The organism is Pseudomonas sp. 14P_8.1_Bac3 (genome assembly GCF_025466085.1).
In the GTDB taxonomy this organism is placed as follows: domain Bacteria; phylum Pseudomonadota; class Gammaproteobacteria; order Pseudomonadales; family Pseudomonadaceae; genus Aquipseudomonas.
In genome coordinates, this window is record NZ_JANLOD010000068.1 from 274,894 (window position 1) to 294,501 (window position 19,608).

Here is a 19,608-nt window from a genome sequence, read left to right on the forward strand (position 1 = left end):
ACGGCTTGCGCCGCCCGGCATAAGCGATGCTCTCTAAATCAAGGCTGCGCGAGCTTGGCTTTCACGGCCTCCAGGCCTGGTTTTCCGTCAATGGTGGTCACGCCAGCGAGCCAGGTATCGAGGACCTGTGGATTCTTTTTCAGCCAGGCCTTGGCGGCCGCGTCAGGCTTCATCTTGTCGTCCAGGATGTTGCCCATCAGCGAGCTTTCCATGTCGACGGTGAACTCCAGGTTTTTCAGCAAGGTGCCGACGTTGCTGCATTCCTGGACGTACCCTTTGCGGGTGTTGGTCGCCACGGTGGCGGCGCCGAAGTCCGGACCGAAGAAGTCGTCTCCGCCGGTCAAGTATTGAATCTTGAAGCGCTTGTTCATCGGATGCGGCGCCCAGCCGAGGAAGACCACGGCGGTGTCGCGTTTCTGCGCGCGGTCAACCTGCGACAGCATGCCGGCTTCGCTGGATTCGACCATCTTGAAACCGGCGTCCTTCAAGCCGAAGGCGTTCTTGTCGATCATACTCTGGATCAGACGGTTACCGTCGTTACCCGGCTCGATGCCGTAAATCTTGCCGTCGAGTTCTTTCTTGAATTTGGCAATGTCGGAGAAATCATGCAGCCCTTTGTCGTACAGCGCCTGCGGCACGGCGAGGGTGTACTTGGCACCGGTGAGGTTGGTGCGCACGACATCGACGGTACCGGCATCGCGGTAGGCCTTGATGTCGTTTTCCATGGTCGGCATCCAGTTACCGAGAAAAACGTCCATGTTCTTGCCGTCGGCCAGGGACTTGTAGGTCACCGGCACGGAAATCATGGTGGTTTTGGTCTTGTAGCCCAGGGCATCGAGCACGACGCTGGTGGTGGCGGTTGTCGCGGTGATGTCGGTCCAGCCGACATCGGAGAAGTTCACGGTACTGCACTGAGCGGGTTCTGCGGCTTGAGCCAGTACCGGCAGACTCAGCATGGCGGCCAACAACAACGACGGGGAACCTTTCATGGATGGACTCCTTGGTGTTTTTTTTGGCAGTGTTCCGACTGGACCACCGCACTTATAGGTTGCGGTTGGATGGCGTTTGGGAGACAGCTCTGCCACCGCGCCTTGCAATCGAGTCGCTACGATCATGTACCAGTGAAAATCTGACGCCTACAGGGTGCGTCGTATCCAGTACAGGGATGGTCGCATCCAGTGTCGGTGACGTCGTTTACAGATTTTTTCAGCCCCTTTTGCCCACCTGGACCGCAAAAAAACGGCGAAAACGCTGCGTAAAACCTGTGCGGCGCTGTTGGACAAGAGTGCGTCGGTTCGAGACGTCGAACGGCACCGTAAAAGCCTGATGATGCGCCCATATCGGCGGATTGCAGCTTGAGCGTAGCAGCTCCGTCACCGGGCGCTTTTGCGCCTGGAGCAGGCACATCCAGGAGTTCGGCAGTAATGGCTATCAGCGTTTTCGACCTGTTCAAAATCGGCATCGGCCCTTCCAGTTCGCACACCGTGGGGCCGATGCGCGCCGCGGCGCTGTTCGTCCAGGGGTTGCGCGAGCAGGGTCTTCTGGAACAGGTGCGGCGTGTCGAAGTTCAGCTCTATGGTTCATTGTCGGCCACCGGCATCGGCCATGGCAGCGACAACGCGGTGATCATGGGCCTGATGGGCGAGTGGCCGGACGCGATCGATCCATCGCTGATCGGCGTGCACATTGCGACCCTGCGCGAAACCGACACGCTGCTGCTCGACGGCCGTTGGTCGGTGCCGTTCATCTGGGCCCGGGACATGCGCCTGATCGACGAAAACCTGCCATTCCACCCCAACGCCATGACCCTGGTCGCCGAAGGCGAGGGCGGTGAGCTGCATCGTGACACCTACTATTCCATCGGCGGCGGTTTTGTCGTGGATCAAGCGCAGGCGTCCAGCGGCGTGGTGGATCTGGATCGCACCGAGTTGCCCTACGATTTTTCCAGCGCGGTCGAGCTGCTCAGCCTGTGCAAGCAGCACAACCTGCGCGTGGCCGAATTGATGCTGGCCAACGAGAAGGTCTGGCGCAGCGAAGAAGAAATCCGCGCCGGGCTGATGAAGCTCTGGCGCGCCATGCAGGATTGCGTGGAGCACGGCCTCAAGCACGAAGGCATCCTGCCCGGCGGCCTGAACGTGCGCCGGCGCGCGGCAAAATTGCACCGCAGCCTGCAGGAGCTGAACAAGCCCAATGTGATCGGCTCGACCTTGAGCGCCATGGAATGGGTCAACCTGTTCGCCCTGGCGGTCAACGAAGAGAATGCCGCCGGCGGGCGCATGGTCACGGCACCGACCAATGGCGCGGCGGGGATCATTCCGGCGGTGTTGCATTACTTCATGAAATTCAGCGAGGTGGTGACGGAAGCCAACGTCGTCGACTATTTCCTCAGCGCCGCAGCCGTGGGGATCCTGTGCAAGAAGAACGCGTCGATCTCCGGCGCCGAAGTCGGATGCCAGGGTGAAGTCGGTTCGGCCTGTGCCATGGCGGCGGCGGGCCTGGCGGAGATTCTTGGCGCCACGCCGGAGCAGTTGTGCAACGCGGCGGAAATCGGCCTGGAACACAACCTTGGCCTGACCTGCGACCCGGTGGGCGGGCTGGTGCAGGTGCCGTGCATCGAGCGCAACGCGATCGCTGCGGTGAAAGCGATCAACGCGGCGCAAATGGCATTGCGCGGCGACGGCCAGCATTTCATCTCGCTGGATCGGGTGATCCGCACCATGCGCGATACCGGGGCGGACATGCATGACAAATATAAGGAGACATCGCGGGGTGGGTTGGCGGTTAGCGCGGTGGAGTGCTGAGACCGAGACGCCCTTATCGCCAGCAGGCTGGCTCCCACAGCAGATTCGTATTGATCACAAAACAGGTGGGAGCCAGCCTGCTGGCGATAGGGCCAGATCAGTCAAAACTGCGCGCTAAGTGAACATCCGATTTAAAACGCGCCACCTTTTGGCGCGTCGCTTACAGATAAGCGCCTGCTCCCGGCCAGTCATTCAATCTGGCCATTACCGCCTGTCACCTGTGCTTGCGGTGACACTCTCCCTCAAGTCGCCGTAGCCCTGTTCCCACAAGTGCTACCGATTTGCTCAAGCCCAACGGGGCAGAGCGTTTTCGCCGGTAATGGCACTTATAACCCCCACTCGGTGCGCGGCTTATATAGACGCGCCGCGACGTCGTTTTCAGGAGTTATTGAACGCGTATTCAATTTTAGGCATGGCAATTGCTCTGTCATTACAAAGCCCGTCTCCCACGCGAGAACGATGGCAATAACAAGAGCCTCCGCCTGAGGCCATCACCCGCTTTGTGTGAGGAGATACCGCGATGACGACGTTCAACTCCGGGGCTCAACCCCAGAACCGTGCGCCTCAATCCATCGGCTTTCTGCTGCTGGACAATTTCACGCTCATTTCTCTGGCCTCCGCCGTGGAACCGCTGCGCATGGCCAACCAGTTGTCCGGTCGCGAGCTGTATCGCTGGACCACGCTCACCGTCGACGGCGGTCAGGTCTGGGCCAGTGACGGCTTGCAGATCACTCCCGACGCCTCCATGCACAAAGCACCGGCCATGGACACCATCATTGTCTGCGGCGGTATCGGCATTCAACGCACCGTGACCCGCGAACACGTCTCGTGGCTGCAAAGCCAGGCGCGGCAATCCAAGCGTCTCGGTGCGGTGTGCACCGGCAGCTGGGCCCTGGCCTGCGCCGGCCTGCTGGACGGCTTCGATTGCAGCGTGCACTGGGAATGCCTGGCGGCGATGCAAGAGGCGTTTCCGCGCGTCGCCATGAGCACCCGCCTGTTCACCCTCGACCGTAACCGTTTCACCAGCTCTGGCGGCACCGCGCCGCTGGACATGATGCTGCACCTGATCAGCCGTGATCACGGTCGTGAACTGTCGGCCGCGATTTCCGAGATGTTCGTCTACGAGCGCATCCGCAACGAACAGGATCACCAGCGCGTGCCGCTCAAGCACATGCTCGGCACCAACCAGCCGAAGCTGCAGGAAATTGTCGCGCTGATGGAAGCCAACCTTGAAGAACCGATCGACCTCGATGAACTGGCGGTGTACGTCGCCGTGTCCCGTCGCCAGCTCGAGCGGTTGTTCCAGAAATACCTGCACTGCTCGCCGTCGCGTTACTACCTGAAGCTGCGCCTGATTCGCGCCCGACAGCTGCTCAAGCAAACGCCGATGTCGATCATCGAAGTGGCGTCGGTGTGCGGGTTCGTGTCCACACCACACTTCTCCAAGTGCTACCGCGAATACTTCGGCATCCCGCCGCGCGACGAACGCGTCGGCTCCAATACCGCGCAGCAAGTGGCAATGATGCCGCTGCCGCAAGCGCTGGTGCTGTCGCCGTTGTCCGGGCCGCTGTCGGCGTTGAGTCAGGCGCGGAACGAGTCGACTTTCGCCAGCGTCCGGCTCTAGACCGAGGCGCTTTTATCGCGGGCAAGCCCGCTCCCACAGGTTTTGGGTTGGATTGCAAAATTGTGATCCACCCTGGCTCCCTGTGGGAGCGGGCTTGCCCGCGATGGCGTCCTGTCAGGCGCTACGGCTTTGTTGATACTCCGCCAACGCCGGCAGCAATTGCCGGTCAATGGCCTGGCGCACGGCCGGCAGGATGGTCGCGCTGCTGGTGTACATCTGCTTGACCATGGTCCGTAGCACTATCGCCCGTTCATCGTTCAAGCCCCGCACTGCGCACTCGCACGCCTGCTCGGCGGTGGAGCCGTTCGGCACTTGGAAACCCAACGACTTCAGTTGGCCCAACAGGTCTTCCTGGTCAATCAAATCGGCGTGCATCATGACGCAATCCTTCTTCAGGGAACGGTGTCGTGTGGCTCGATTCTCGTAGGGGTGCGGAGTGGCGGCAAGGACGATTTGTCGCAATGGCCGCAATACCTATGAACAGGTCGTTTTCGGCTAACTTGCGTAGCGGGGGAGTGGGCACACTGGGTTCAGCTGGTTCACGAAGGTTTGGTCACCCTCGCGCGACGGCTCCTCAACAGTACCTTCTGCCTCGATCTTGTCACGGCTTGCATCGAGGTTTTTTTTTGCCGGTAAATCCTGGTTTTTGTGTTGTCCGGGCGGGTGCCATCGCGAGCAGGCTCGCTCCTACAGTTGATGTGTGCACGACGCAAAACCACTGTGGGAGCGAGCCTGCTCGCGATGAACGATGACACGGTCTAACGCTGTAGCACCAAGATCCGAGACAGCAACTCATCCCGATCAACGTAGCAACCCTGGAAATGTCGGGCGCCGGTAGTCGGGTCGAACGCATTGCGCGCATGCAGGGTACGGCGGTTGTCGAAGCACCACAGCTCACCGGGATTGAGCCGCGTCATCAGCCGAAACCGCGCCTCGCGGGTCATGGCGATGAAGCGACGATAGGCACGATACAGCCTGGGCATGTCCTCCACCGATGCATCGAACGGCCCGCGCAGAAAGTTCGCCATGCGGATCTCCGAGACCTGCCCCAACGCGTCCAGCGCGATGATCGGCGCGAGGCAGCGGTAGTCGCTGTGACGGTCCTTGTTGCGGAATTCCACGGGGATTTCACACAGCGCCCGAAACGACTCGGGATCCTCTTCGCGCAACGCCTGGGCGATGGCAAAACCGTCGACGAAAATGCTCTCGCCACCGTCGGCGTCGTTGACCAGGCAATGCAGAAATTGCAGCCTCGGTTGCAGCTCACGGGTGGGCAAATCGCTGTGCAGCGGCAGGTTGAAAGCGGTGTAGGCGTTGCTGTCGGCGTCGGCCTTGGATTGCACGTTGAACAGCACGCCGAAATTGCTCTCGCGGATGAAGGAAATCCGCTGGGCGATCAGCTTCAGCGAGCCGGGTTCGGTGGGCACGCCACGGACTTGGGTCAGACCGATATCACGCACGGCCAGCAGCCATTGCAGCAAGGCGTCGTTGTCATTCATCAGTGCCTGATACTCGAACACCGGCAACTGTAAGTCGTTTCTCCACAACCGGGATTGTGGCTTGCCGGCCCGGCGCTCGGCACGGGACGCATCGTCATAGGCATGGGCCCGCAGCCAGCCCGGATCGAAGCGGCTCTGATGGCCGTCCTGCCAATCGACGCTCAGGCAACCGTCAGCGTCGATACGGGCATCCGCTGTCGTCAGGTCTGGCGCAACGTCCACGATTTCCAGCACTTGCTCGCGGGTCACGGTGTAGACGCATTGCGGGCACGGGCAGTTGTCCCGCAGCCATTGATGGTGGAACGGGCTGACACGCTCATCAGCCCAGGTAACGAGAACGCGATCCGCCTGGGTGTGCACGCTGCTTAGCGCGCTGATCAACGGATAAGTACGAAAGTCGGCAAATGCAGCGGCGGTGTTCATGGCGATCTCCTTGTTATTTTTTTGTCGGTAAAGCGATCACTTGGCCAATGTATTGGGGGGCAGGCAGGTCGGTCTGTTCAGCAACGATGGCGTGCAGCCTGCCCAGCGTCGTTTCACTGAACGGCGCGGATCGCGGCCCGGCGAGGTCGACGTGGAGCAGCATTTGCTCGTTGCCCGCCAGTTCCTTGTCATCACCGATCAGATGCAGGCTGTGATAGAGGTGCAGGCGCTTGCTGTCGTGGCCGATGATCTGCGTATGCACCTCGACGTCGGCGTCGAGCTTCACTTCGTGCAGGTAATTGAGGTGCAGTTCCAGGGTGAACAGCGAGTGGCCGCTGGCTTCGCGATGGTTGCTGTCCATGCCGAGGCGATCCATCAGGGCGTCGGTGGCGTAGCTGAAAATCAGCAGGTAGAACGCGTCGCGCAGGTGGCCGTTGTAGTCGACCCAGTCGGGGATGATTTTGGTTTGGTAGGTGGTCAGGGCGGGCATGATTTCTTTTCCAACATTGATGGGGTCTGCACTGCCGCTTTCGCCAGCAGGCTGGCTCCCACAAGGGAATGCATTCCAATGTGGGAGCCAGCCTGCTGGCGATGGCGCCGGTCCTGCTGGTTTATTCGCTGAACGCCATCCCATGCTTCTCTTTGGTGGTTTTCACCGCCTCGAGCACGGCCAGCAGGCAATCATCACGATAGCGTTCCAGTGCCGAAATACTGTGTTTGCCGAGCTGATCACTGGTGCCCTCAACCACGTCGTCGATCAGTTTGTCGGTCAGCTCCGGCGCCGGCAAATAGGTCCACGGTAATTGCAACGCCGGACCGAATTGCGCCATGAAGTGGCGCATTCCTGCATCGCCACCGGCCAGGGTGTAGGTCAGGAAGGTGCCCATGAACGACCAGCGCAGGCCCGCGCCAAAACGGATTGCGTCATCGATTTCACCGGTGGTTGCCACGCCGTCGTTGACCAGGTGCAGCGCCTCGCGCCACAGCGCTTCGAGCAAGCGGTCGGCAATGAACCCCGGCACTTCCTTGCGCACGTGCAGCGGACGCATGCCCAGGGATTCGTAGACTTTTATCGCCGCTTGAATGGCTTGCGGCGCAGTGTTCTTGCCACCGACCACTTCGACTAGCGGCAGCAGGTAAACCGGGTTGAACGGGTGGCCGACCACGCAGCGTTCCGGGTGGGTCGAACTCTCGTAGAACTCGCTCGGCAACAGGCCAGAGGTGCTGGAACCGATCAGTGCGTCAGGCTTGGCCGCAGCGCTGATTTTGCTGTGCAATTCCAGTTTCAGATCGAGCCGTTCCGGGGCGCTTTCCTGAATGAAATCGGCATCGCGTACGCACTCTTCGATGGTCGCGACGAAGCGCAGGCGATCCTGGGAGGCGCCGGGCGCCAGGCCTTGTTTCTCAAGCGCGCCCCAGGCATTGGCGACGCGTTTGCGCAGGGCGGCTTCGGCACCGGGCGCCGGGTCCCAGGCCACCACGTCGAGGCCGTGGGCGAGGGCACGCGACACCCAGCCGCTGCCGATGACACCGCTGCCCAGGGCGGCGAAGGTTTTGATTTCGGTAATAAACGTCATGGCCACTTCCTAAGATATTCGGTGATCCCTTGTAGGAGCGAGCTTGCTCGCGAAGGTATTCCAGGCGCTGATTGGCGTTGGATGTACCTTTTTCGCGAGCAAGCTCGCTCCTACAGGGTGATGTGTTGGGGTTAGCCGCGCTGGGTCAGGCCCATTTTTACCCGGCCCTCCGCCGGGGTCAGGACGCGGGCGCCCAGGCGGCTGAGGATCTCGCTGGCGCGTTCGACCAGTTGGCCATTGGTCGCCAGCACACCCTTGTCCAGCCAGATGTTGTCTTCCAGCCCGACCCGCACGTTGCCGCCCAGCAGCACCGCCTGCGCGGCCATCGGCATCTGCATGCGACCGATGCCGAAACCGGCCCAGACCGCATTCGCCGGTAGGTTGTCGACCATGGCTTTCATGGTGGTGGTGTCGGCCGGTGCGCCCCACGGGATGCCCAGGCAGAGCTGAAACAGCGGATCGTCGAGCAGGCCTTCCTTGATCATCTGTTTGGCGAACCACAGGTGACCGGTGTCGAAAATTTCCAGCTCGGCTTTGACGCCCAGCTCTTGAATGCGTTTGGCGCCCGCGCGCAGTTGCGCCGGGGTGGACACGTAAATGGTGTCGCCGTCGCCGAAGTTCAGGGTGCCGCAGTCGAGGGTGCAGATTTCCGGGAGCAATTCTTCGACGTGGGCCAGGCGGGTCAGCGGGCCGACCAGGTCGGTGTTCGGGCCGAACTCCATCGGGTTCTCGCCCGCACCGATTTCCAGGTCGCCACCCATGCCGGCGGTGAGGTTGACGATGATGTCGACGTCGGCTTCGCGGATGCGCTCCATGACTTCGCGGTACAGCGCCACGTCACGGCTGAACTTGCCGGTTTCCGGGTTGCGCACGTGGCAGTGGACCACGGTGGCGCCGGCCTTGGCGGCTTCCACGGCGGCAGCGGCGATTTGTTTCGGGGTGACCGGCACGTGTGGGCTTTTGGCGGTCGTGTCGCCAGCACCGGTGAGTGCGCAGGTGATGATGACGTCGTGGTTCATGAGGCGGTTCCTTACAGGCGTGGTGGTGCCGTTCGCAGCCCGGTCGGGCTGCGAATCGGTGGTTCGGTTCGGGTTATTTGCTGGTGAGTTTCAGATTGTCAGCCGCCGGTTTGCCATCGAAGGTCGTCACGCCTTCGAGCCAGCGTTGCTTGTCTTGCGGGTGATCCTTGAGCCATTGCCTGGCCGATTCGAACGCGTCCTTGTGATCCAGCAGCGGCTGCATCATCCGGCTCTCGTCTTCGGCGGAGTAGGTCAGGTTGCTCAGCAGGCGGCCGATGTTCGGGCACTGCTCGGCGTATTTCGGCGCGGTGACGGTCCAGACGGTGGCCATGCCTTCGTTCGGGCCCAGGGCGTCGTCGCTGCCGGTGAGGTAAGTCATCTGCACGTTGACGTTCATCGGGTGCGGCGCCCAGCCGAAGAACACCACGGCTTCCTTGCGGCGCACGGCGCGATCCACCGCGGCGAGCATGCCGGCCTCGCTGGACTCGACCAACTGGAACTTGCCGAGGCCAAACTGGTTCTTGGCAATCATCGCCTTGATCTGGGTGTTGGCGCCCGAGCCGGGCTCGATGCCGTAGATCTTGCCGCCCAGTTCTTTCTCGAACCTGGCGATGTCGGCGAAGGTTTTCAGGCCCTTGTCGGCGAGATACGTCGGCACGGCGAGGGTGGCGCGCGCGTCTTTCAGGCTGGGTGCTTCAAGGACCTTGACCTGGTTGGCGTCGACGAACGGCGTGATGGTCTGGGTCATCAGCGGGTTCCAGTAGCCCAGGAACAGGTCCAGGCGCTGGTCGCGGATCCCGGCGAAGATGATTTGCTGGGAGGCGCTGGTTTGTTTGGTGTTGTAGCCGAGGCCGTCGAGCAGGACCTGGGTCATGGCACTGGTGGCGATCACATCGGTCCAGTTCACGACGCCCATGCGCACGTTCTGGCAAGACGCGGGTTCGGCCGCCATGACGCTGGCGCTCAAGAAAGCAGTACCGCTGAGTGCAAGGACACAGCTGCTGATCAGTCGTTTCATGTCGGGGGTTCCTCGGCAGGCGTTATTGTGGGTTCCGGCATCTTCGTGCGCCGGTGATGAACAAGTTACGCAGCTAGGCCCCGGTACAAACGCACTACGGCGACCAGCTATTGCACTGCAGCGACCTGACCTCTTGAATGCCAGCGACAACTGGCGTATCAACATCGTCACGTCACCCGCCCTCCTGCCAGTCGAGTGCGCTTCATGTCCCAGGATTTCTACTTTTTGTTGATGCCGGGTTTCTCGGCCATCGGCTTCATCTCGGCCATCGAGCCGCTGCGGGTCGCCAATCGCTTTCGCGGCGAGCTGTATCGCTGGCACGTGCTGAGCGCTGACGGCGGCGCGGTATTGGCCAGCAACGGCATGTCGGTCAACGCCGATGCAGCCCTGGAGCCGCTGAAGAAAGGCGCGACATTGCTGGTGGTCGCCGGGTTCGAGCCGCTGAAATTCGCCACGCCGGCGCTGGAACACTGGCTGCGTCGGCTGGACAACGAAGGCGTGACTCTCGGCGCCATCGACACCGGCAGTTTCGTTCTTGCCGAAGCCGGCCTGCTCGACGGTCATCGCCTGACCCTGCACTGGGAAGCCATCGACGCTTTCAAGGAATCTTATCCACAGCTCAGCGTCACCCAGGAACTGTTCGAGATCGATCGCCGCCGTATCACCTCTGCCGGCGGCACCGCGTCCATTGACTTGATGCTCGACCTCATCGCCCAGGCCCACGGCCCGGAACTGGCGATCCAGGTCAGCGAGCAATTCGTGCTCGGCCGCATTCGTCCGCGCAAAGATCACCAGCGCATGGAAGTCGCCACCCGTTATGGCATCCGCAACAAGAAGCTGGTGCAGGTGATCGGTGAGATGGAACAACACAGCGAACCGCCGCTGACAACGCTGGAGCTGGCGGAGTCGATCAAAGTGACCCGACGGCAGCTGGAAAGGCTGTTTCGCCTGCATCTGAACGACACACCGAGCAATTTCTACTTGCGGCTGAGGCTGGAAAAGGCGCGGCAGCTGTTGCGCCAGACCGACATGAGCGTGCTGGAAGTGAGTATCGCGTGCGGGTTTGAATCGCCGTCGTATTTCACCCGCAGTTATCGGGCACGGTTTGAGCGGTGTCCGCGGGAGGATCGCCGTCGGTTGGGGGATGGACGGGAGCTGGTTTGACAAGGGACTTGCGCCAGACACAAAACCACTGTGGGAGCGGGCTTGCTCGCGAATGCGGTCATTTATTCAACATCGATGTCGTCTGACATGCCGCTTTCGCGAGCAAGCCCGCTCCCACGTTTGATCCTCATCGTGTGGAAGATGGGGTTACTTTTTCATTAATGCCGAACACGCTGCCTTGAACGCTTCATGCTGGTACTTGTTCAACGTCGCCGGCAGCGCAAAATCGAACTTCTTGTTCTGCGCATTGATCGTCTGCGGCGACAGCAGCGTCACCTCGCAACTCTCCAGTAACTGGAAAATCCCCTCGATCTTGAACGTCGTCGGCCCACCGGCAAATTCGCCTTTCTTGCTGCGCTTCTTGATCGCGATCCGGTCGATGGAATTCTCCCGCACAAACGACGCGACCTGAGCGGCAAAGACCTTGACGTTCGCTGCCTCGTCGTCATCGTCGAGGGCGATTTTCCTGGTGTTGAGCGCGACGTGGCTCAACCCCTGATCGTCGAGCGAGGCCACGGCGATGATCGCTTCACTGCCTTTGATTTCGATGCCGCAGATTTTCATTTCAATCCCTTTCACAAATGGTGGTGGGCAGCCTACAGCTCAAGTTGATCGGCGGTGATGCCAAAGGCCGCGGCAATTTTTTTGCGAGTGGCCTTGCGTGGCTTCGCCACCGTCTCTTGTTGGGCGAAGGCCGGCTGGGAGATGCCCATGCGTTTGGCCACTTCATCCCGGGTAAGGTTCAGGTGTTCGCGCCAGGCTCTAATTGGCAATGCTCCATCAACGATGCGGCTGACTACTTCGTGGGGGATCAATTCAGTTGTCATGCTTATCCGTTACTCCTGCCCGATCGATTCCAAAAACTCCGACCGTTCATCGCTCATTCGCGCCACGCAATCATTTTGCGCGATGGTGAAGGCTTTGCTGCCGCTGGTTGCCGGGAAGGCTTCGACGGCGCAGTCGGCGTCGCGGGTTTTCAGCCACTGCTGCTGGGCGACCTTGATTTTGCCGGTGATGTCGGCCAGTTGCGTCGGGTTCTTGTCGTAGAGCATTTGCATGCGCTCGTTGAGACTTTGGTAGTTGTCCTTGAGCAGGTCTTCGGCGGTGGTTCTGCTGTAGACCGAGCATTCCAGGGTCTGGACGTCGTTTTCGACTGCATCGCAGGGGTTGTTGTCGGACTCTTCAGCCGCCTGTACGCCGGTCGCTATCAGTGCCAAAGCCAGGAAGATCGATTTCATTGGGTCGCCCTAAATCCAGTAAGCATCCAGTAATGCGCCGAATTCTGGCCCAAGCGGACGACGTTGAACAGCCAGCTGATAAGGCCCGGCGACGACCCTTTGTCGCGGATTGACGCTTTCGGCAATTCCCCTGTCGTTTTTGCACCCGGCTGCCCCGGCACCGAGGCATATGCTGGCCCCAAAGCGCCGGCACACGATTCGGCGCATGAATCGCTAATAGGGGACAGCCTGATGAGCCCAGCCGAATTGCACGCCGACAGCATCGTTATCGACGGGCTGATTATCGCCAAGTGGAACCGCGAGCTGTTTGAAGACATGCGCAAGGGCGGTCTGACTGCGGCCAACTGCACCGTGTCGGTGTGGGAGGGCTTCCAGGCCACCGTCAACAACATCGCCGCCAGCCAGAAGCTGATCCGCGAGAACAGCGACCTGGTGATTCCGGTGCGCACCACCGCCGACATCCGCAAGGCCAAGGAGCAGGGCAAGACCGGCATCCTCTTCGGCTTCCAGAATGCCCACGCCTTTGAAGACCAGATCGGCTACGTCGAGGTGTTCAAGCAGCTGGGCGTCGGTATCGTGCAGATGTGCTACAACACCCAGAACCTGGTGGGCACCGGCTGCTATGAGCGTGACGGCGGCCTGTCGGGTTTCGGTCGCGAGATCGTCGCCGAGATGAACCGCGTCGGCGTCATGTGCGACCTGTCCCACGTCGGCTCCAAGACGTCCGAGGAAGTGATTCTCGAATCGAAGAAACCGGTCTGCTACTCCCACTGCCTGCCGTCCGGCCTGAAGATTCACCCGCGCAACAAGTCCGATGAAGAACTCAAGTTCATTGCCGACCACGGCGGTTTTGTTGGCGTGACCATGTTCGCGCCGTTCCTGGCCAAGGGCATCGATTCGACCATCGACGACTACGCCGAAGCCATCGAATACACCATGAACATCGTCGGCGAAGACGCCATCGGCATCGGCACCGACTTCACCCAGGGCCATGGCCAGGACTTTTTCGAATACCTGACCCATGACAAGGGCTACGCCCGCCGCCTGACCAGCTTCGGCAAGATCATCAACCCGCTGGGCATCCGCACCGTCGGCGAGTTCCCGAACCTGACTGAAACCCTGCTCAAGCGCGGCCATTCCGAGCGCGTGGTGCGCAAGATCATGGGCGAGAACTGGGTCAACGTCTTGAAAGACGTCTGGGGCGAATAAGCCGCCGGCACCTCTGAATCCTTTCCCCCGGCCATTCGCGCCGGGGGCAACACCAAAATTTTTCTGGAGTTAAGTTTCCATGGCCAAGATCGCCCCTCAATTGCCAATCGAAGTCGACAGCGAAACCGGTGTCTGGACCTCCGACGCCCTGCCGATGCTGTACGTTCCGCGTCACTTCTTCGTCAACAACCACATGGGCATCGAGGAAGTGCTGGGCGCCGAGGCTTACGCCGAAATCCTCTACAAGGCTGGCTACAAGTCCGCCTGGCACTGGTGTGAAAAAGAAGCCGAATGCCACGGCCTGGAAGGCGTCGCGGTGTTCGAGCACTACATGAAACGCCTGTCGCAACGCGGCTGGGGCCTGTTCAAGATCCAGGACATCGACCTCGACAAAGGCACCGCCAGCGTCAAGCTCGAACACTCGGCGTTCGTCTACGTCTACGGCAAGGTCGGGCGCAAGGTCGACTACATGTTCACCGGCTGGTTTGCCGGTGCCATGGACCAGATTCTGCAGGCCCGCGGCAGCAAGATCCGCACCGTTGCCGAGCAAGTCTACGGTGGCTCCGAAGAAGGCCACGACGACGGTTTGTTCACCGTCAAGCCGTTGTAAGTCGAGGACCCTGCCATGGCTTTCGAAGCAATGTTCCAGCCGATCCAGATCGGCAAACTGACCGTCCGCAACCGCGTGCTCAGCACCGCGCACGCCGAGGTCTACGCGACCGACGGCGGCATGACCACCGACCGGTACGTCAAGTATTACGAAGAGAAAGCCAAGGGCGGGATCGGCCTGGCGATTTGCGGCGGCTCCTCCAGCGTGGCCATCGACAGCCCGCAAGGTTGGTGGAAATCGGTCAACCTGGCCGACGACCGGATCATTCCGCACTTCCAGAATCTGGCCGATGCCATGCACAAGCATGGCGCCAAGATCATGATCCAGATTACCCACATGGGCCGTCGGTCCCGTTGGGACGGCGAGCACTGGCCGACCCTGCTGTCGCCATCGGGCATCCGTGAACCGGTGCACCGCGCCACCTGCAAGACCATCGAGCCGGAAGAAATCTGGCGGGTGATCGGCAACTACGCCAGCGCCGCCGCGCGGGCCAAGGCCGGTGGCCTGGATGGCGTCGAGCTGTCCGCTGTGCACCAGCACATGATCGACCAGTTCTGGAGCCCGCGGGTCAACAAGCGCACCGATGAATGGGGTGGCAGCTTCGAGAACCGCATGCGTTTCGGCCTGGAAGTGTTGAAGGCTGTGCGGGCTGAAGTCGGTCCGGATTTTTGCGTCGGCATCCGTCTGTGCGGTGATGAATTCCACCCGGACGGCTTGTCCCACGAGGACATGAAGCAGATCGCCAAGTACTACGACGACACCGGCATGATCGACTTCATCGGCGTGGTCGGCTCGGGTTGCGACACCCACAACACCCTGGCCAACGTAATTCCGAACATGAGTTATCCACCGGAGCCGTTCCTGCACCTGGCTGCCGGTATCAAGGAAGTGGTCAAGGCCCCGGTCCTGCACGCGCAGAACATCAAGGACCCGAACCAGGCGACTCGTATCCTGGAGGGCGGTTACGTCGACATGGTCGGCATGACCCGCGCCCACATCGCCGACCCGCACCTGATCGCCAAGATCAAGATGGGCCAGGTCGACCAGATCAAGCAGTGCGTCGGCGCCAACTACTGCATCGACCGCCAGTACCAGGGCCTGGACGTGTTGTGCATCCAGAACGCCGCGACGTCCCGGGAATACATGGGCGTGCCGCACATCATCGAGAAGTCGACCGGCGTCAAGCGCAAGGTCGTGGTGGTCGGTGCCGGTCCTGCGGGGATGGAAGCCGCTCGCGTATCGGCTGAACGTGGCCATGACGTGACCCTGTTCGAGAAAAAAGAATTCATCGGCGGGCAGATCACTACCGCATCCAAAGCGCCGCAACGGGACCAGATCGCCGGTATCACCCGCTGGTTCCAGCTGGAGCTGGCGCGGCTGAAAGTCGACCTGCGCCTCGGCGTGGCGGCAGATGCGGCGACCATTCTCGACCTGCGTCCGGACGTGGTGGTGCTCGCCGTTGGCGGTCATCCGTTCCTCGAGCAGAATGAGCACTGGGGCGCGGCTGAAGGCCTGGTGGTCAGCAGCTGGGACATCCTCGACGGCAAGGTGGCACCGGGCAAGAACGTGCTGGTCTACGACACCATTTGTGAGTTCACCGGGATGTCCGCGGCGGACTTCCTCGCCGACAAGGGCAGCCAGGTCGAGATCGTCACCGACGACATCAAGCCGGGCGTGGCGATTGGCGGTACGTCGTTCCCGACCTACTACCGCAGCATGTACCCGAAAGAAGTGATCATGACCGGCGACATGATGCTGGAGAAGGTCTACCGCGAAGGCGACAAGCTGGTGGCGGTGCTGGAGAACGAATACACCGGCGCCAAAGAGGAGCGGGTGGTGGACCAGGTCGTCGTCGAAAACGGCGTGCGCCCGGACGAAGAAATCTACTACGCGCTGAAGGAAGGCTCGCGTAACAAAGGCCAGATGGACATCGAAGCCTTGTTCGCGATCAAGCCGCAGCCTGCTTTGAGCCAGGCGGGCGACGGCTATTTGCTGTTCCGCATCGGCGACTGCGTGGCGCAACGCAACACCCACGCGGCGATCTACGACGCGCTGCGGTTGTGCAAGGATTTCTAAGCGCGTGTGGATAACCCTGTAGGAGCGAGCTTGCTCGCGATGGGATTGAACGATGACGCGGGAAATCTGATTCAGCGTGGCGTTCTCAAGTTTTTCGCGAGCAAGCTCGCTCCTACAGGGGGCGAGCACGGCATCCAGTCAGTTAAGCCCGAGGTCTTTGGGAGCTCCACCATGTTGAACACCCTTCTTCCAATCCTGTTGTTCGCTGCCCTGGGCCTCGCGGTTCTCGGCGCGTTACGGCGGGCGGCCATGTGGCGCCGGGGTCGAGCTTCGAAAGTCGACCTGATCGGTGGCCTGTTCGCCATGCCCAAGCGCTACATGGTCGACTTGCACCACGTGGTCGCGCGGGACAAATACATCGCCAACACACACGTGGCCACGGCCGGTGGGGCAGTGGCGTCGGTGGCGCTGGCGATTCTGGTGCACGGGTTCGGCCTGCATAACCGCTTTCTCGGTTATGCACTGTTGCTGATGACAGCGGTGATGTTCGTCGGCGCGGTGTTCGTCTACCTGCGTCGGCGCAACCCGCCCGCCCGTTTGTCGAAAGGCCCGTGGATGCGCCTGCCGAAAAGCCTGCTGGCGTTCTCGGCGTCGTTCTTTCTGGTGACCTTGCCGGTGGCGGGGATTCTTCCGGAAAACTTCGGTGGCTGGATCCTCGCCGTGATCCTCGGGATCGGCGTGCTGTGGGGTGTCTCGGAACTGTTCTTTGGCATGACCTGGGGCGGGCCGATGAAGCACGCCTTCGCCGGCGCCCTGCACCTGGCCTGGCACCGCCGCGCCGAGCGTTTTGGCGGCGGGCGTTCCACCGGTTTGAAACCGCTGGACCTCAACGACCCGAGCGCACCGCTGGGCGTGGAAAAACCCAAGGATTTCACCTGGAACCAGTTGCTCGGCTTCGACGCCTGCGTGCAGTGCGGCAAGTGTGAAGCGGCATGCCCGGCGTTCGCCGCCGGCCAGCCGTTGAACCCGAAAAAGCTGATCCAGGACATGGTCGTCGGTTTGGCCGGTGGCACCGACGCGAATTTCGCTGGCAGCCCTTATCCAGGAAAGCCTATCGGCGAACACGCGGGCAATCCGCACCAACCGATCGTCAACGGTCTGGTGGACGCTGAAACCCTGTGGTCGTGCACCACCTGCCGCGCCTGCGTCGAGGAATGCCCGATGATGATCGAGCACGTCGACGCCATCGTCGACATGCGCCGCCATCTGACGCTGGAAAAAGGCGCGACCCCGAACAAGGGTGCCGAGGTCCTGGAAAACCTGATCGCCACCGACAACCCGGGCGGCTTCGCGCCGGGCGGACGGATGAACTGGGCGGCTGACCTGAACCTCGCTCTGATGAGCGAGAAGAAGAACGTCGACGTGCTGTTCTGGGTCGGCGACGGTGCCTTTGACATGCGCAACCAGCGCACCTTGCGCGCTTTCGTCAAAGTGCTGAAAGCGGCCAAGGTCGACTTCGCTGTGCTCGGCCTTGAAGAGCGCGACAGCGGCGACGTGGCCCGACGCCTGGGTGACGAAGCGACCTTCCAGTTGCTGGCCAAACGCAACATCCAGACCCTGGCCAAATACAGCTTCAACCGCATCGTCACGTGTGATCCGCACAGCTTCCACGTACTGAAAAACGAATATGGCGCTTTCGATGGCAACTACCTGGTGCAGCACCACAGCACCTACATGGCGGAAATCATCGGCGCCGGCGCACTCAATCTCGGCCAGCACAAAGGCAGCAGCGTGACCTATCACGACCCGTGCTACCTCGGCCGCTACAACGGCGAATACGAGGCGCCGCGCGAAGTGTTGCGCGCCCTCGGGATCGAGGTGAAAGAAATGCAACGCTCCGGTTTCCGTTCGCGCTGCTGCGGCGGCGGGGGCGGCGCGCCGATCACCGACATTCCGGGCAAGCAACGCATCCCCGACATGCGCATGGACGACATCCGCGAAACCGGCGCCGAGCTGGTGGCTGTGGGCTGTCCACAATGCACCGCGATGCTCGAAGGCGTGGTCGAACCGCGACCGCTGATCAAGGACATCGCCGAACTGGTGGCGGACGCGTTGCTCGAAGACGCGGCCCCGAGCAAACCGGTCACGTCGGCCCAACGTGAACCCGCGGAGGCCCACTGATGAGCGACATTATCCGCCGCGACCCCCGCGCCGAATGGATTGCCCGTAACCGCCTGCACCCGCTGCACGCGGCCATGCAACCGGCGCAACACAGCTGGATGGGCCCGAACGGGGTGATCCGCAAGAACCTGCATGGCATCGGCTTTATCGGCCCCAACGGCATCAAGCGCATCGACCGCAGCGGCGCCCAGCAGGGCGGCGCGACCAAACGGTCGGCGGCCGTGGAAGTGCAGGTGCCGTTGCATCAAGTGCCGGCACCGGCGTTCTTCATCAGCGTGGTGCCGGACATGGTCGGTGGTCGCCTGAGCAGTCATGATCGCGACTTGCTCGGCCTGGCCCATCAACTGGCTGGCAAGGACGGCGCGGTATTGGCCGTGGTCTTCGGCGAGCACAAGGAAAACGCCTTCGCCACGGCGGGCGTCGATCGCTTGCTGTTGCTTGAAGGCGACGAATTCAGCGGTTATGCACCGGAACAACGGGTCCAGGGCCTGCGGGCTGTGGATAACCAGTTCAATCCGCGCCATTGGTTGCTGCCGGACAGCCGCAGCGGCGGCGGCGAACTCGGTCGCCGCTTTGCCGCTGCCCTGGGCGAACGCCCGGCCACGCGCGTCTGGCAGGTCAAGGATCAAGAGTGCATCGGCCGCGCCGGTGCTGGCTTGCAAGACCTCGCACGTCCGGTCGCACGGCTGATCCTGGCCGCCGCCGAATGCGCCGAACCGGTCAGCGAAACCCGTCACGAAGCGTTGCCGGTGGAGTTATCCACAACCGTGGCGCGCAGCTTGTCGCGGATCGAGGACCTGGGCGCGGTGGCGGTGGACCCGGCGGCGATTCCGATGGCCGAAGCCGAATTCATCTTCTCCGGTGGCAACGGGGTCAAGGACTGGGGACTTTTCCACAGGACTGCCGAAGCCCTCGGCGCCACCGAGGGCGCGTCCCGGGTGGCGGTGGACGATGGTTTCATGGCGCGGGACCGGCAGGTCGGCGCGTCCGGCACCTGGGTCACCGCGCGGGTCTACGTCGCGGTGGGGATTTCCGGGGCAATCCAGCACCTGCAAGGTATCGGGGCCTGCGACAAGGTGGTGGCGATCAACCTCGACCCGGGCTGCGACATGATCAAACGGGCCGACCTGTCGGTGATCGGCGAGAGTGCCGAGATTCTTCAAGCCTTGATCGACGCGGTAGCGACTTACCGCAACGACGCCAAGCGCGATGCGGCTTAAGGAAAGGAA

The 19,608-nt window shown here is 61.7% G+C and carries 17 protein-coding genes and 1 pseudogene; 8 read left to right on the plus strand and 10 right to left on the minus strand.

The window, feature by feature from the left end; genetic code table 11:
* Nucleotides 1-38 precede the first annotated feature (38 nt).
* On the minus strand, nt 39-989 hold the full coding sequence (locus NTD84_RS23885; protein WP_262170725.1) for a choline ABC transporter substrate-binding protein: 951 nt from the start codon (nt 987-989) through the stop codon (nt 39-41).
* 435 nt (nt 990-1,424) lie between these two features.
* Between NTD84_RS23885 and NTD84_RS23890 the strand changes: the two genes are divergently transcribed.
* Together NTD84_RS23890 and NTD84_RS23895 are read left to right on the plus strand one after the other, a co-directional pair.
* The gene (locus NTD84_RS23890; RefSeq protein ID WP_262170727.1) at nt 1,425-2,801 is read left to right on the plus strand and encodes an L-serine ammonia-lyase; all 1,377 of its coding nucleotides are present in this window, start codon (nt 1,425-1,427) and stop codon (nt 2,799-2,801) included.
* Between the two features lie 520 nt (nt 2,802-3,321).
* Nucleotides 3,322-4,425 carry a GlxA family transcriptional regulator gene (locus tag NTD84_RS23895; RefSeq protein ID WP_262170730.1) on the plus strand — a complete coding sequence of 368 codons (1,104 nt, stop codon included), beginning with the start codon at nt 3,322-3,324 and terminating at the stop codon, nt 4,423-4,425.
* 114 nt (nt 4,426-4,539) lie between these two features.
* Here NTD84_RS23895 and NTD84_RS23900 read toward each other — a convergent pair whose 3' ends face one another.
* The 6 genes from NTD84_RS23900 to choX form a co-directional block, all read right to left on the minus strand.
* Entirely contained in the window at nt 4,540-4,803 is a 264-nt protein-coding gene (locus NTD84_RS23900; RefSeq protein WP_150765250.1) for a hypothetical protein, read from the minus strand.
* A gap of 380 nt (nt 4,804-5,183) precedes the next feature.
* Nucleotides 5,184-6,347, minus strand: a complete 1,164-nt coding sequence (locus NTD84_RS23905) for a gamma-butyrobetaine dioxygenase (protein WP_262170735.1) — start codon at nt 6,345-6,347, stop codon at nt 5,184-5,186.
* Nucleotides 6,348-6,360: 13 nt separating this feature from the next.
* Nucleotides 6,361-6,837: a thioesterase family protein gene (locus NTD84_RS23910; protein ID WP_262170737.1), complete on the minus strand. Its 477-nt coding sequence runs from the start codon at nt 6,835-6,837 to the stop codon at nt 6,361-6,363.
* Between the two features lie 121 nt (nt 6,838-6,958).
* Nucleotides 6,959-7,924: an L-carnitine dehydrogenase gene (locus NTD84_RS23915; RefSeq protein ID WP_262170740.1), complete on the minus strand. Its 966-nt coding sequence runs from the start codon at nt 7,922-7,924 to the stop codon at nt 6,959-6,961.
* Between the two features lie 131 nt (nt 7,925-8,055).
* The gene (locus NTD84_RS23920) at nt 8,056-8,943 is read right to left on the minus strand and encodes a 3-keto-5-aminohexanoate cleavage protein (RefSeq protein WP_262170741.1); all 888 of its coding nucleotides are present in this window, start codon (nt 8,941-8,943) and stop codon (nt 8,056-8,058) included.
* Between the two features lie 73 nt (nt 8,944-9,016).
* A complete protein-coding gene (choX, locus tag NTD84_RS23925; RefSeq protein ID WP_262170743.1) occupies nt 9,017-9,961 on the minus strand; it encodes a choline ABC transporter substrate-binding protein in 945 nt (314 codons plus the stop codon).
* 204 nt (nt 9,962-10,165) lie between these two features.
* Between choX and NTD84_RS23930 the strand changes: the two genes are divergently transcribed.
* The gene (locus NTD84_RS23930) at nt 10,166-11,125 is read left to right on the plus strand and encodes a GlxA family transcriptional regulator (protein ID WP_262170744.1); all 960 of its coding nucleotides are present in this window, start codon (nt 10,166-10,168) and stop codon (nt 11,123-11,125) included.
* Nucleotides 11,126-11,272: 147 nt separating this feature from the next.
* On the opposite strand, the gene NTD84_RS23935 is transcribed toward NTD84_RS23930, so the two are convergent.
* The 3 genes and pseudogenes from NTD84_RS23935 to NTD84_RS23945 all read right to left on the minus strand — a co-directional run bounded on the left by NTD84_RS23935 (nt 11,273) and on the right by NTD84_RS23945 (nt 12,363).
* The gene (locus tag NTD84_RS23935) at nt 11,273-11,689 is read right to left on the minus strand and encodes a DUF3010 family protein (protein WP_262170745.1); all 417 of its coding nucleotides are present in this window, start codon (nt 11,687-11,689) and stop codon (nt 11,273-11,275) included.
* Nucleotides 11,690-11,721: 32 nt separating this feature from the next.
* Nucleotides 11,722-11,943: pseudogene (locus NTD84_RS23940) on the minus strand (helix-turn-helix domain-containing protein); the annotation flags it as partial.
* A gap of 18 nt (nt 11,944-11,961) precedes the next feature.
* Nucleotides 11,962-12,363 carry a lysozyme inhibitor LprI family protein gene (locus tag NTD84_RS23945; protein ID WP_262170746.1) on the minus strand — a complete coding sequence of 134 codons (402 nt, stop codon included), beginning with the start codon at nt 12,361-12,363 and terminating at the stop codon, nt 11,962-11,964.
* A gap of 231 nt (nt 12,364-12,594) precedes the next feature.
* On the opposite strand from NTD84_RS23945, the gene NTD84_RS23950 reads away from it, so the two are divergent.
* From NTD84_RS23950 to NTD84_RS23970, 5 genes are all read left to right on the plus strand, one after another.
* The gene (locus NTD84_RS23950; RefSeq protein ID WP_008033250.1) at nt 12,595-13,572 is read left to right on the plus strand and encodes a dipeptidase; all 978 of its coding nucleotides are present in this window, start codon (nt 12,595-12,597) and stop codon (nt 13,570-13,572) included.
* Between the two features lie 79 nt (nt 13,573-13,651).
* Entirely contained in the window at nt 13,652-14,182 is a 531-nt protein-coding gene (locus NTD84_RS23955; RefSeq protein WP_007947752.1) for a DUF5943 domain-containing protein, read from the plus strand.
* 15 nt (nt 14,183-14,197) lie between these two features.
* Nucleotides 14,198-16,258: a dimethylglycine demethylation protein DgcA gene (gene dgcA / locus NTD84_RS23960; RefSeq protein ID WP_262170748.1), complete on the plus strand. Its 2,061-nt coding sequence runs from the start codon at nt 14,198-14,200 to the stop codon at nt 16,256-16,258.
* Between the two features lie 171 nt (nt 16,259-16,429).
* Complete coding sequence (gene dgcB / locus NTD84_RS23965) at nt 16,430-18,379, plus strand: dimethylglycine demethylation protein DgcB (protein ID WP_262170750.1); 1,950 nt, start codon at nt 16,430-16,432, stop codon at nt 18,377-18,379.
* Complete coding sequence (locus NTD84_RS23970; RefSeq protein ID WP_262170753.1) at nt 18,379-19,599, plus strand: electron transfer flavoprotein subunit alpha/FixB family protein; 1,221 nt, start codon at nt 18,379-18,381, stop codon at nt 19,597-19,599. Before dgcB ends, NTD84_RS23970 begins: the two co-directional genes overlap by 1 nt.
* The last annotated feature ends 9 nt before the right edge of the window (nt 19,600-19,608 follow it).

Coding starts and splice junctions, on each gene's coding strand:
- NTD84_RS23885 (WP_262170725.1), bottom strand. CDS start 989: ATGAAAGGTTCCCCGTCGTTGTTGTTGGCCGCCATGCTGAGTCTGCCG.
- NTD84_RS23890 (WP_262170727.1), top strand. CDS start 1,425: ATGGCTATCAGCGTTTTCGACCTGTTCAAAATCGGCATCGGCCCTTCC.
- NTD84_RS23895 (WP_262170730.1), top strand. CDS start 3,322: ATGACGACGTTCAACTCCGGGGCTCAACCCCAGAACCGTGCGCCTCAA.
- NTD84_RS23900 (WP_150765250.1), bottom strand. CDS start 4,803: ATGATGCACGCCGATTTGATTGACCAGGAAGACCTGTTGGGCCAACTG.
- NTD84_RS23905 (WP_262170735.1), bottom strand. CDS start 6,347: ATGAACACCGCCGCTGCATTTGCCGACTTTCGTACTTATCCGTTGATC.
- NTD84_RS23910 (WP_262170737.1), bottom strand. CDS start 6,837: ATGCCCGCCCTGACCACCTACCAAACCAAAATCATCCCCGACTGGGTC.
- NTD84_RS23915 (WP_262170740.1), bottom strand. CDS start 7,924: ATGACGTTTATTACCGAAATCAAAACCTTCGCCGCCCTGGGCAGCGGT.
- NTD84_RS23920 (WP_262170741.1), bottom strand. CDS start 8,943: ATGAACCACGACGTCATCATCACCTGCGCACTCACCGGTGCTGGCGAC.
- choX (WP_262170743.1), bottom strand. CDS start 9,961: ATGAAACGACTGATCAGCAGCTGTGTCCTTGCACTCAGCGGTACTGCT.
- NTD84_RS23930 (WP_262170744.1), top strand. CDS start 10,166: ATGTCCCAGGATTTCTACTTTTTGTTGATGCCGGGTTTCTCGGCCATC.
- NTD84_RS23935 (WP_262170745.1), bottom strand. CDS start 11,689: ATGAAAATCTGCGGCATCGAAATCAAAGGCAGTGAAGCGATCATCGCC.
- NTD84_RS23945 (WP_262170746.1), bottom strand. CDS start 12,363: ATGAAATCGATCTTCCTGGCTTTGGCACTGATAGCGACCGGCGTACAG.
- NTD84_RS23950 (WP_008033250.1), top strand. CDS start 12,595: ATGAGCCCAGCCGAATTGCACGCCGACAGCATCGTTATCGACGGGCTG.
- NTD84_RS23955 (WP_007947752.1), top strand. CDS start 13,652: ATGGCCAAGATCGCCCCTCAATTGCCAATCGAAGTCGACAGCGAAACC.
- dgcA (WP_262170748.1), top strand. CDS start 14,198: ATGGCTTTCGAAGCAATGTTCCAGCCGATCCAGATCGGCAAACTGACC.
- dgcB (WP_262170750.1), top strand. CDS start 16,430: ATGTTGAACACCCTTCTTCCAATCCTGTTGTTCGCTGCCCTGGGCCTC.
- NTD84_RS23970 (WP_262170753.1), top strand. CDS start 18,379: ATGAGCGACATTATCCGCCGCGACCCCCGCGCCGAATGGATTGCCCGT.